Below are 12,270 nucleotides of genomic sequence, written 5' to 3'. Positions count from 1 at the left end.
TATATCCCTGAAACGTCAGCGGATGACGCCCGTTCCGATCCGTGTCCGTCAACGCCGAACGCGCGCGACCTTCAGCGCAATCCGGACCGGCTGCATCGTCTCGACTGGCTTGAACGACAGCAGCATCACCAGCGCGACGCCAGCGATCGACGCCGCGCCGAGGAACCGCACGAACCGCTCGCCGGTCAGTGGCGCGCCACAGTGGAACAGCGCCACCGCGAGCACGAGCGCGGCGACAATTCGCAGCACGCGGATCGCGGACGGCGCAACGATCCCGAGGTCCCGCCGGTACTTGAACGCGGTCGCCGCCAGCAGCAGCCAGCCGAAGAAGCACAATATCGTAGCTTCAAGCATGAACGGTCTCCGAGAGTGTTTTGCGGATCTTTGCGACGGGTTTGCTTCGGGCCGAGCGCCATGCACCGAGCGCCAGCAGCGCGGCGACCGCGAGCATGGCGAAGTCGAACGCCGCGAACAGCGTGTCGCCGGACAGCATCGATCCGGGCAGCCCGCGCGATGTGGTGAGCGTATCGGCCACCGGGATCGCCGCGAACGCGAGCGCGCCGATCGCGAACCCCTCGGTCCACGCGCGGCGCGCCGGTCGCAGCAATTGCAGGAGCGCAACGCCGCCCCATACCCAGAACATCGTCGCGACTTCGGCATCGGCGCGGTTCGCGGCGTCGGCCGGGATCAGGCGGTTGGCGAGCAGATAGGCGGCCATTCCGATCGGCAGGCCGGCGATAACGCCGATGTTCAGCCGCTCGACCAGCTTCAGTCCGAAGAACGGCGCCGCACCCGGCTTGCGACGCTTGGCGGTCCACAGCAGCAGCCCGGTTCCGACCATCGCCGCGCCGGTCAGCCCGAGCACGAAATACGCCCAGCGCAACGCCGGGCCCGCGAATTGCGCGACGTGCAGCCCGAGCATCACGCCCGCAGTGGCGAGCGCGGGCCCGACATCGGCGGCGCCCTCCAGGAACCGTCCGTCGCTGCCCGCATAGGTGACCGACGGCCCGCGTCCGTTGAGCGACGCGCTCGAATGACGGTACAGCGTGACGGTGCTCGCGGCATCGTTAGGATTGCGCACCACGACCGTCGCCACGGACGCACCGAAGCGTCGCTCAGCATCGGCGACCAGCGGGCCGATCGGCACCAGCCGAGCCAGCGTACCCGCCGCCTCGCGCTCGGTCGGCGTGCCGAACGCGGCTTGCGCGAAATCGGCAGGCTTTGCGTAGTTCGCGACGACCGGCCACGGCATGTACATCGCAACCAGCGTGATCAGCCCGGTATAGGTGATCATCGCGTGATATGGCAGCGCCAGCACCGCGGACACATTGTGCGCGTCGAGCCAGCTACGCTGCCCCTTGTTCCAGCGCAGCGTGAAGAAGTCCGCAAAGATGCGCTTGTGCGTGATGACGCCCGATACGATCGCGCCGAGCATGAACATCGCGCACAGCCCGGCCAGCCAGCGTCCCCAGGGATGCGGCAATTGCAGCTGGAAATGGAAGCGATAAAAATGCTCCCCGCCGCGCGTCTCGCGAGCGTGCACGTCGTCACCGGTCGCGGGATCGAGCACGATCTCCGGCGCGCGACGCTTGACGGCCTTGGGGTCCGGCTTGCGCTGTTCGAAGATCCGCGTGACCGCAGTCCGCGCATCGGGAAGGTAGATGTACCACTGGATATCGTCCGCGCCGACGCGCTGCAGGTGCGTCACCGCAGTCTGCGCGGCGTGCGCGGTCGACACAGGCGTCGCGCGGAACTCGGGCTGCATCCACTGCGTGATCTCGGGCCGGAAATAGCTCGCCGTTCCGGTCAGGAACATCGCAAACAGGATCCATCCCGCCAGCAGCCCCAGCCAGCCGTGGATCCACGCCATGCTCTGGCGCAGCGTAGTTCCGACCGCCGACGTCATGGACGAACGCCGAGCAACCAGAGCAATCCGCCGCCAAAGGTCGCGATCCCCCACACTGCGGCCGCTACTCGCAAAAGCCGGTGTTCGTGAAAGCACCACAAGGCGATGCCGGCATAGATCGGGAACGACAGGATCATGCCCCAGCTCGTCGCTTCGACGCGCGCGATGGGCAGCAGACGGGCAATCAACGTCGCCAGCACCGCCGCCGCGGCATAGCCACCGACCAGTGCCGTAAGGCTTCGGAACGCCATGCTCCAGACGAGCGGGCGCACTCTTCGGCCCGAGGGAAAAGGGCCGGCTTTCAGGATCCGGCCGTGCATGAACATTTTGTCATTTTTCCTTGCCGTGCTTCCAAACCGCCTTTAGCGGGCTTTGCGAGTCATTATCAATATCAAAGTGGGTAGCGCTTATGCGGGGACGTTTCATGGTCGGGATGCTGTTGGGGACGGCGTTGGGCAGCATCGCAGTGCCGGCATTCGCGGCAGAGCATGTGCCTGCCCCGGCAGTCGTTGCCTCGGACGACCCCCCGCCGACGGACGATGCCATCCAGACCCGCAAGGACGAGATCGTCGTCAACGGCGAGCGGATCCGCAAGACCGGCAGCACGGGTACCAAGACCGAGACGCCGCTGATCCGCACGCCGCAGGTTATCACCAGTATCGACGAGAAGGAACTGACGCTCCGCAACGCGCTGTCGATCAACCAGGCGCTCGGCTATGTCGCGGGCGTCTCGCCCAACCAGCGCGGCAACGTCGCCACGCGCTACGACCAGCTCTACGTCCGCGGCTTCGCGCCCGGCCAGTATATGGACGGAATGCGGCTGCTCGGCGGCGTCTATTCCACGCCGCAGATCGACTTCCACCTCGTCGAGCGCGTTGACGTGATCAAGGGCCCGGCCTCGGTCCTCTATGGCAACTCGACCCCGGGCGGGTTGGTGAATCTCACCAGCAAGGTCCCCTACGCGGAGTCCGGCGGGCGGATCGAGCTGGCGGGCGGCAATTTCGACCTGTTGCGATCGGTGATCGACGTGAACCAGCCGCTCGACAAGGATCACAAATGGCTGTTCCGCGTCATCGCCGGCGCGGAACGGTCCGACGGGTTCGTCGCGATGACCGGCAACCGGCGCTATTATGCGCGGCCGATGCTGACCTTTGCGCCCGACGGGGCGACGAGCGTGACGCTGATCCTCAACTACCAGCGCGATCCGGAGTCTGCGTCGTACAGCGGCGTGCCGGTCTACGGCTCCGCGCTCGCCAATCCGTTTGGCCAGTTCGCGACCGACTTCAACGTGAGCGAGCCGGCGTACGAGGCGTTCGATCGCAAGCAGAAATCGGCGACGCTGCTGTTCCGCCACGATTTCAACGACCGGCTGAGCTGGGCGACCAGCGCGCGCTATCTCGACGTCGATCTCCATTATCGGCAGATCTACCTCTCCGCGTTCGCCACGACCGGCACGGGCGCCAATCGCAATACCGATTTCTCGACGATCGTACGTGGCGGCGGTGGGTCGGACGAGTCGTTCCGGACGATCACGATCGACAACCACGCGACCGCCAAGTTCGTGACCGGGCCGTTGCAGCACACGCTGCTCGCGGGCGTCGACTGGCAGAACAACCAGGGTAACAACGACCAGCAGTTCAACACCGGCGTCACGGGTAATCCGGCGACCAGCATCCCGAACCTGAACCTGTTCGCGCCCGTCTATGGCGGCGTGCAGCCGAACTTCCCGCTCACCCAGACGCGCAGTTTCCGCAAGATCGACCAGGTCGGCGCCTATGTGCAGGACCAGATCGCGATCGGCGCGCTGCAACTGATCGCGAGCGGCCGCTACGACTGGTACGACCAGACGACGGTGAACCGCAACGCCGCGGCAGGGGCGGCGAGCGGCGTGACGCGGCTCCACCAGACCGCGTTCACCGGCCGCCTCGGCGCGTTGTACGAGACGAAGGTCGGCCTCGCGCCGTTCGTCAGCTATTCGGAAAGCTTCGAGCCGCAGACCGGCACCGGCTTCGACGGAGCATCGTTCGTGCCCGTCACCGGCCGCCAGTACGAGGCGGGGCTGAAATACCAGCCACGCGGCACCAATGCGCTGTTCACGCTCTCCGCCTTCGACCTGCGCCGCCAGAACGTGCCGACGACCGATCCCGACGACCCGAACTTCTCTATCCAGATCGGCGAGGTCGCGGTGCGCGGCATCGAACTCGACGGACGGGGCGAGATCACGCCGGGCCTGACCGTCACGGTCGCCGGCACCTATACCGTCCCCGAAGTCACGCGAGGCACGCCGGTCGTCGGCACCGGCGACCAGCTGAGCGGCGTCACCGGCACCAAGCCGCTCGGCATATCCAAGTGGAGCGCGTCGAGCTTCGTCAACTACGACCTGTCACGTACCGGCGGCGGCGCGCTGTCCGGCTTCAATATCGGCGGCGGCGTGCGATATGTCGGCAAGTCCGACGGCACCGCGACTCGCGTGGAGGCAAACCAGACGCTCACCACCCGGTTCCAGTCACCGGGCTATGTGCTGGTCGACGCGGTGCTCGGTTACGATCTGGGCAAGTTCGACGAGTCGCTCAAGGGCATGAGCCTGACCGCGAACGTCGCCAACCTGTTCGACAAGCGCCACATCGCGAGCTGCTTCTTCGTCAACAGCTGTTACTTCGGCGCCTCGCGCACCGTCGTCGGATCGCTCCGCTTCAACTGGTGATCAGCGGACGTCGTCGACCGGCGCCGTCAGGATCACGCGCAGGCCGGGCATGTTGTCGTCCTGCTCGATCGTGCCCGACAGCCCGGCGACGATGGCGTTCATCATCCGGCTGCCAAAGCCGATCCGCGTCCCCGACTTGCCGACGCCCTGGTCCGCGACGATCAGGCGCAGTCGGTTGCGATGCTGTTCGAGGATGATGTGGATCGGGCCGGCATCGCCGCGATAGGCGTATTTGCTCGCGTTGATGACGAGTTCGGTCAGCACCAGCCCGATGTTCACCGCGCGATCGGTGGCGACGAGCACGGGGGCGAGATCGAGCGTCATCTGCGCCGCCCAGTCCTCGCCGAGCGAGGTCTGCATGTCGCCCGCGAGTTCCTCGATATAGCGCGACAGGTCGACCGACTCGACCTGGTCGTCGCGGTACAGCCGGCGATGCACCAGCGCGACCGCGGCGAGCCTTGCCTGCGCCTCGGCGAGATGCTCCTTCACCTTCGCGTCGTCGGACGATTTCGCCTGCAACGACAGGAACGCCGCGACCAGTTGCAGGCTGTTCTGCACGCGGTGATTGACCTCCTTCATCAGGACGTCCTTCTGCGCGATCAACGCATCCTTGTCGGCGAGCGTCCGTTGCAGGTCGGCGTTGAGCAGGCGCAATCGCTGGTTGATATGCGCGTCGTGGAACGCGCGGCGCAGGCGGTGCGCGGCCTCGATCTCCTCCCGCGTCCAGCGCCGCGATCGACCGCTGACCGCCTGTGTCCAGGATTCGAACGACGTGCGCGGGGTCAACACCGCGTTGGGATCGACCGACACCGCCTTGTGCGGATTGCCCGCCCATTCGACCTCTTCGATCTGCTCGGCCCGGAACCACAACAGCACCGCCCCCTCGTCGACCAAAGGCAGCGCGAGCAAGCCGCTCGCCTGGGCACGGTAAGCTTCGGCGCGGGGCAATAGTGCCGACAGTTCGTGCGTCGTGAACGGCTCGATCACGCCCCTCGTGCGAGCCCATGCGGCGAGATCGAGAATGTCGTCCTTGCCGGGACACGGCCCATCGGTATCGACGATCGTGCCCTCGACATAGGCGAAGCCGTCGCCGTCGAGCATCCGCCGGAGATCGTCGCGCAAGGTCGCGACGATGCTGCGTGGGGCCGGCTCGGTCGCGAGCTTGGGGATGACCGCATCCTCCGCCGCGCGCAGCCGTAGCCGTTCGCGGTACGTCTCCGCCTCTTCCTTTGCGCGGATCTGGCGCGCGAGCCCGCTGGCCAGGGTCGCCGACGCCGCACGGATGTCGGGGGTGAGGCCCTTCGGCGAGCCGTGATGGCACGCGATCAGGCCCCAGAGCAGCCCGTCCTTGACGATCGAGATCGACGCCGACGCCGCCACGCCCATGTTGGCGAGATAGCGCAGATGAATCGGCGACACGCTGCGCAGCGCGACGTCGCTCAGATCGAGCGTCTCGAACCCGGACGGGCGCAGCACCGCGGGCGCGTAGGCGATCGTCGGGATCGTCCGCGTCCGGTTGCGCACGTACAGCGCCCGCGCCTGTTTGGGGATGTCCGACGCGGGGAAATGGTGATTGAGGAAGGTGCCGAGCCCAGTCGCCTTGTCCTCCGCCATCACCCGGCCCGCCTCGTCGTCGAGGAAGCGATAGACCATGACGCGGTCGAATCCCGTCAACTGCCGGAACGCGGTCGCGGCGCGCTCGCACAACGCCTGGAGATTGCTCGCGCGCTCGAACGTCATCGCCATCGCGTTGAGCCGGCCGAGCATGCCGGCCGCAGTGACCGGTTCCGCTTCGACGGGTTCGAGTTCGACCAGCACGTGCTCGGCGGTGCGGTGAAGGGTGACGTCGAACCGTTCGGTCAGGCCCGCTACCGGCAGTCCGGCAAGCGCGGCGCCGGCGACCGTGCCATTGGCCGTGAGTGTCGCATCGATGTCCTGCGCCAACAGCGCCGACAGGTCGCGGCCAAGCCAGTCGGGGGTCAGGCGGGTCTCGAGGTCGCCCGCGCCCGCGACGACGGTCAGACTGGCTGCATCGGCGACGAGCAGCAGGCCATGCGGCTGGATCGCACCGGGAATGTGGATCGGCTCGCGGTCGCACGCATTGAGGTCCAGCCCCACGCCATCGGTGGAACCGGCAATATCGCTCGACGCGTTCATCTACCCGAAACTCTCCTATCGAGCCTTGATCATGCAGCCCCCGGCGGAACAAAGCAAATACCCGCAGCGGGTTACGATATTAATCTGAAGCAATATCGTGCGGTGCGGACTCGGCATAGCGGCGCGCGATCACGGCGCAGGCGATCAGCTGCAACTGGTGGAACAGCATGACGGGCAGCAGGATCACGCCGACCTGCGCGGGCGGGAACAACACGCCTGCCATCGGCACGCCCGACGCGAGGCTCTTCTTCGAACCGCAAAATTGCAGCACGATCGCATCCTCGCGGGGGAGCTTCATCAGCCGCGCAACGGCAAACGTCAGCCCGAGCACGAAGGCGAGCAGCGCGGCGCACAACAGCCCGATCAGGATCAGGTCGCCAATCGACAATTTGGTCCAAAGCCCCTCGACCACCGCGGCGCCGAACGCGCTGTAGACGACCAGCAGAATCGAGCCGCGATCGACCACGGTCAGCAGGCTCTTGTTGCGCGTCACCCACGCACCGATCCACGGCCGCAACAGATGGCCTGCGACGAACGGCACCAGCAGTTGCAGGACGATCGCCTCGATACTCTCGATCGAGATCCCGCCGCTGCCCGAAGTGTTCATCAGCAGCGCGACCAGCGCGGGCGTCACGAGGATACCGAGCAGATTCGAGAACGACGCGCTGCACACCGCCGCCGCGACATTGCCGCGCGCGATCGCGGTGAAGGCGATCGACGACTGCACGGTCGAAGGGAGCAAGGTCAGGAACAGCAACCCGGCGGCGAGCGGCCCGGTCACGAACGGCAATGCGGTCAGCCCGAGCCCGAACAGCGGGAACGCGACGAAGGTGATGGCCAGCACCGCCAGATGCAGCTTCCAGTTGCGCAGGCCCGCCCAGATCGCATCGCGCGACAGCTTCGCGCCGTGCAGGAAGAACAGCAGGACGATGCCGATATCGGCGGCGTAGCCGACGATCGTCGCCATCTCGCCGCGTGCCGGCAGCAGGCTGGCCAGCACGACGGTGCCGAGCAACATCAGAATGAACGGCTCGAAGACCGCCAGGAACCGCCCGATCATGGATACGCCTTCACATAGGCGTCGAGCGTCGCGAGATGGCCGCTGAGCGCGTCGTCATCCAGGAAACTGCCAAGGAAGCTGTTGCGTGCCAGCGTCACGACCTGCTCGCGCGACAAGTTCTTAGCACGTGCCGTCTGGCGGAAGTTCTCGCCGATATAGCCGCCGAAATAGGCCGGATCGTCCGAATGGATCGTCGCGCGCAGGCCGAGATCGAGCATCCGGTCGATCGGATGATTCTCCAGCTTGTCGACGTTGCGCAACGCGACGTTCGACAGCGGGCACACGGTCAGCGTCATCGCATCGCGGGCAAGGCGCGCGACCAAGGCCGGATCCTCCAGCGCGCGATTGCCGTGATCGATCCGGTCTACCTGGAGGATGTCGAGCGCCTCGTGGATGTAGGCGGGCGGTCCCTCCTCGCCGGCATGTGCGCAGAGCATCAGCCCGGCATCCGCCGACGCCGCGAACACGCGCGCGAACTTCGACGGGGGATGGCCGACTTCGGACGAATCGAGCCCGACGCCGATGAACTGGTCGAGCCACGGCTCCGCCTGCGCGAACGTCTTGAACGCGTCCTCCTCGTCGAGATGGCGCAGGAAGCTCATGATCAGCCCGACCGACATGCCGTGCTTGGCCTGCGCCTCGTCGATCCCCGCGAACAGCCCGCGTGCGACCACATCGAAGGGTATGCCGCGGTGCGTGTGCGTCTGCGGGTCGAAGAAGATCTCGGCATGCACCACGCCGTCCTGCGCGACCCGGTCGAAATAGGCGACCGCCAGATCGCGGAAATCCTCCTCGGTCTGGAGCACCGCGGCGCCCGCATAATAGATGTCGAGGAAGGTCTGGAGGTTGGTGAAGCTGTACGCCGCGCGGACGTCCTCGACGCTCTTGAACGGGATCGCGACCTTGTTGCGTTCGGCCAGCGCGAACATGAGCTCGGGCTCGAGACTACCTTCGATGTGGAGGTGGAGCTCGGCCTTTGGCAGGTTCGTGATGAAGTCGTCGTTCGGGGAGGGGGTCATGGTCCGTCCTGTCGCTTGGGTCGCGGTGGCTGCAACCATTCCGCCCGCCACGCACTACCGCAAGTGCGAAAGCCGTTGCATGACAATCCTGTCACGTTACCGAGCGCCGATACTTACGCGAAGGACACCATCGATGCCGACAGGATTGGTCGCACTGCTCGACGACATTGCCGGGATCACCAAGCTCGCCGCCGCCAGCCTCGACGATATCGCCGCGACCACCGGGAAGGCGGGCAGCAAGGCGATCGGCGTGGTGGTCGACGATGCCGCGGTGACGCCACGCTACATGGTCGGGTTCGAGCCGAAGCGCGAACTGCCGATGATCGGCAAGATCGCGCTGGGATCGTTCCGCAACAAGCTGGTCTTCATCCTGCCCGCCGCGCTGGCGTTGAGCGCGTTCGCACCGTGGCTGCTGACGCCGCTGCTGATGATCGGCGGCACCTATCTGTGCTTCGAGGGCGCGGAGAAGATCCTCGAAGCGTTCGGCGGTGGTCATGCCGAAGAGGTCGTCGCCGAACCGGTCGATGCAGCTACGCTCGAAGCACAGAAGGTCTCGGGCGCGATCCGCACCGACTTCATCCTGTCCGCAGAGATCATGGTGATCGCATTGTCGGACGTGGCGACCAAGCCGATCTGGGAGCAGGCGATCGTGCTGGCGCTGGTCGGGATCGTCATCACGATCGGCGTCTACGGCGTGGTCGCGCTGATCGTGAAGATGGACGATATCGGGCTGCATCTGGCACAGCGCAGCACCGCGGTCGTGCAGGCGATCGGGCGTGGGCTGGTGAAGGGCATGCCGATCGTGATGTCGGCACTGTCGGTGATCGGCACCGCGGCAATGGTGTGGGTCGGCGGCCAGATCATCGTCCACGGGATCGAGGAGTTCGGGCTCACGACGCTGCCGCATTGGATCCACGATACGGCGGAAGCGGCTTCGCATGCGGTGCCGTTCGCCAAGGGCGCGGTGAACTGGGTGATGAACGCGTTCTTCTCGGGGATCGTCGGCTTGATCCTGGGTGGTGCGATCGCGCTGGGGCTCCATGCGGTGAAGAAGCCGACGGCACACTGACTGGGAGAGCGTTGCCGGCCCTTCCTTGTTCTCCCGCGAAGGCGGGAGCCCAGTCTGGGTCCCCGCCTTCGCGGGGAAACATGTCGCGGTCGGTCATGGGGCGCTACCACCACCAAGCACCACCCCGGCGGAGGCCGGGGCCCAGTTGGGGAACGTGGCTAACTGAGGGTGCGCTCCGTTACTCCGACCTTTCCAACTGGGCCCCGGCCTTCGCCGGGGTGGTACACATTTAGCCGGGGTGGTGGCATCGGGAGGGAAAGAGGCAACCCCTACTTAGCCGTCCACTTATCCATCCACCCCAGCACTTCCCCATACCATTGCCGCGAGTTCTTCGGCTTCAGCACCCAGTGGTTCTCGCCCGGATTGACCAGCAACCGCGACGGGATCCCGCGCCGCTGCAACGCGGTGAACGTTGCCAGCCCCTGCGTGTAGGGAATGCGGAAGTCCTTCTCGCCGGTGATCACTAGCATCGGCGTCTTCCACTTCGCCACGTAGTTGACCGGGTTCCATTTCTCGAACGCCTGCGGGTCCTCGTAATAGGCCTTCCCGCCATGCTCCCATTCGTCGAACCAGAGCTCCTCGGTCTCGTACGCCATCGCGCGCGCATCGAACACGCCGTCATGCTGGACGATGCACTTGAAGCGATCGGGCCACTGCCCCTCGATCCAGTTCATCATGTAGCCGCCGTACGACGCACCGAGCGCGCACGCGTTGTCCGAATCGAGCCATGCGAACTTGTCAGTCGCGGCAGCCAGCCCCTTCTTCAGATCCTCGAGCGGCCAGCCGCCCCAGTTGTTGCTGATCGCGTCGGTGAAGCCCTGTCCGTACCCGGTCGACCCATGGAAATCGACCGCGACCAGACCATAGCCCGCGCCGGCGAACACCGCCGGGTTCCAGCGATACGACCAGCTGTTGTTGCTCGATCCCTGCGGCCCGCCGTGGACCATGTAGGCAACCGGGACCTTCCCCGTGGAACCGTACGGCTTGACCGCATAGCCCCAGACGGTGTCGGCATTCGCGCCCTTGAAGTTGAACCGCGTGACCGTCGGCATGTCGATCCCGGCGAGCTTCGTTGCGTTGACCTGAGTCAGACGCTGCGGTGCGCCCGTGCCCACACGGAAGAAGTCGGCCGGTGCGGTGAGGCTGTCGATCGCCACCACAGGCCCTCGCGGCGTGATCGCGACCGCGCTGACGTGCCCCTCCTGCGTCAGCCGCGTGACCGCACCGCTCGTCACATTGACCCGGAATAGCGGCGTCTCCTGCGTGTCGTCCGCGGTCACGTAGAGCGACTTCGAGTCCGGCGCCCACGCGATCGAGCCAACCGAGCGGTCCCAGCGCTCGGTCAGCGACACCGTCTTCCCGCTGGCGATGTCACGCAATGTCAGTACCTGGCGATCCGCCTCGAACCCCGGCCGACGCATCGCGAAATAGGCGAGCGTGCGGCCATCGGGCGATACCGTCGGGAGGTTGTCGGTAGCCTTGTTCGCCGGAGTCAGATTGACGGGTGCCGCCGAGCCGTCCGCGGGCACCGAGAAGATGTCGAGATTGGTCGACAGCGCTTCGATCCGGCCGGCCTCGCGCAACGCGAAATAGACGGTGCGGCCGTCTGGGCTCCACGAGATTTCCTCACCGCCGCCGTTGGGCTTCGAGGGCGTATCGCCAACCAACGCACCGACCAGTGGAACGCCGTTCCCGGTCGCACCCGCGGCGGTCAGCGGCAACACGAACAGCTGCGAGCGCGTGCTATCGGCCCACGTATCCCAATGCCGCACGAACAGCTGGTCGTACGTCCGCCCGGCGCCCGCGTTAGGATCCTTTTTCACCATTGCCGGCTCGAGGCTCGGCGCACCCGGCTTGCGATCCGCCCAAACGAGCAGCTTGTCGCCCGTCGGCGCGACCTTGAAGCCGCTGAACCCGCCCTTGAAGCTGGTGACGCGCCGCGACGTGCCGCCCGTCACGGGCACCGACCAGACCGCATCTTCGCCGCCTTTGTCCGAGGTGAAATACACCGTGTTGCCGACGATCTGCGGGTCATTCTCGTTGACCTGCGGATCGGCGAGCAGCTTCACAGGCGTCGCACCCGGCGTGGTCAGGTCGAGCCGCCACAGATCATACCGCCCCTTGTCCGCCGCGAGATCGGTCTCGCGTTGCGCCCAGACGAGCCAATGCCCGTCCTGCGACGCGGTCGGCGCACCGACGCGGCTGAGCATCGTCACGTCGTCGATGGTGAGTTGCCGGGCGGCGGCAGGGGCACTCGCAAAGGCGAGCACGGCGAGGCTGGCGGAGAGCATGATCTTCATGGCGTGCTTGATAGGACGCTTGCGAGATCGCGCGCAATCACCTCGATCGCTTGCG

Annotated in this window: 9 protein-coding genes; 2 read left to right on the top strand and 7 right to left on the bottom strand. The window is 66.1% G+C overall.

The annotated features are described in order from the left end of the window. Window positions 1–48: 48 nt before the first annotated feature. The 3 genes from ASE69_RS08010 to ASE69_RS08000 are packed head-to-tail and all read right to left on the bottom strand — an operon-like array spanning window position 49 to window position 2,157. Window positions 49–354, bottom strand: a complete 306-nt coding sequence (locus ASE69_RS08010; protein ID WP_056484976.1) for a DUF3325 family protein — start codon at window positions 352–354, stop codon at window positions 49–51. Further along, window positions 347–1,906 carry a PepSY-associated TM helix domain-containing protein gene (locus ASE69_RS08005; protein ID WP_056484974.1) on the bottom strand — a complete coding sequence of 520 codons (1,560 nt, stop codon included), beginning with the start codon at window positions 1,904–1,906 and terminating at the stop codon, window positions 347–349. Before ASE69_RS08005 ends, ASE69_RS08010 begins: the two co-directional genes overlap by 8 nt. Beyond that, window positions 1,903–2,157 carry a hypothetical protein gene (locus ASE69_RS08000; protein WP_056484972.1) on the bottom strand — a complete coding sequence of 85 codons (255 nt, stop codon included), beginning with the start codon at window positions 2,155–2,157 and terminating at the stop codon, window positions 1,903–1,905. Before ASE69_RS08000 ends, ASE69_RS08005 begins: the two co-directional genes overlap by 4 nt. Before the next feature lie 158 nt (window positions 2,158–2,315). Here ASE69_RS08000 and ASE69_RS07995 point away from each other — a divergent pair, with 158 nt between their 5' ends. After that, on the top strand, window positions 2,316–4,610 hold the full coding sequence (locus tag ASE69_RS07995; RefSeq protein ID WP_082452970.1) for a TonB-dependent siderophore receptor: 2,295 nt from the start codon (window positions 2,316–2,318) through the stop codon (window positions 4,608–4,610). Here ASE69_RS07995 and ASE69_RS07990 read toward each other — a convergent pair whose 3' ends face one another. The 3 genes from ASE69_RS07990 to ASE69_RS07980 form a co-directional block, all read right to left on the bottom strand. Then, window positions 4,611–6,767 carry a histidine kinase dimerization/phosphoacceptor domain -containing protein gene (locus ASE69_RS07990; RefSeq protein ID WP_056484968.1) on the bottom strand — a complete coding sequence of 719 codons (2,157 nt, stop codon included), beginning with the start codon at window positions 6,765–6,767 and terminating at the stop codon, window positions 4,611–4,613. It lies immediately after the preceding gene. 79 nt (window positions 6,768–6,846) lie between these two features. Further along, window positions 6,847–7,827, bottom strand: coding sequence for a bile acid:sodium symporter family protein (locus ASE69_RS07985; RefSeq protein WP_056484966.1), 981 nt, complete (start codon window positions 7,825–7,827; stop codon window positions 6,847–6,849). Further along, window positions 7,824–8,846: an adenosine deaminase gene (locus ASE69_RS07980; protein ID WP_056485305.1), complete on the bottom strand. Its 1,023-nt coding sequence runs from the start codon at window positions 8,844–8,846 to the stop codon at window positions 7,824–7,826. The genes ASE69_RS07985 and ASE69_RS07980 overlap by 4 nt, the downstream gene beginning before the upstream one ends. Before the next feature lie 133 nt (window positions 8,847–8,979). Between ASE69_RS07980 and ASE69_RS07975 the strand changes: the two genes are divergently transcribed. Beyond that, window positions 8,980–9,915 (top strand): DUF808 domain-containing protein, encoded by a 936-nt coding sequence (locus tag ASE69_RS07975; protein WP_056484964.1) that lies wholly within the window; start codon window positions 8,980–8,982, stop codon window positions 9,913–9,915. 269 nt (window positions 9,916–10,184) lie between these two features. Here the strand turns inward: ASE69_RS07975 and ASE69_RS07970 are convergent, their stop codons facing one another. Next, window positions 10,185–12,215, bottom strand: a complete 2,031-nt coding sequence (locus ASE69_RS07970; protein ID WP_056484962.1) for an alpha/beta hydrolase family protein — start codon at window positions 12,213–12,215, stop codon at window positions 10,185–10,187. Between the last annotated feature and the right edge of the window lie 55 nt (window positions 12,216–12,270).

The organism is Sphingomonas sp. Leaf208 (genome assembly GCF_001421415.1).
In the GTDB taxonomy this organism is placed as follows: Bacteria; Pseudomonadota; Alphaproteobacteria; order Sphingomonadales; family Sphingomonadaceae; genus Sphingomonas.
This window is presented reverse-complemented; position numbering and strand designations above follow the sequence as displayed.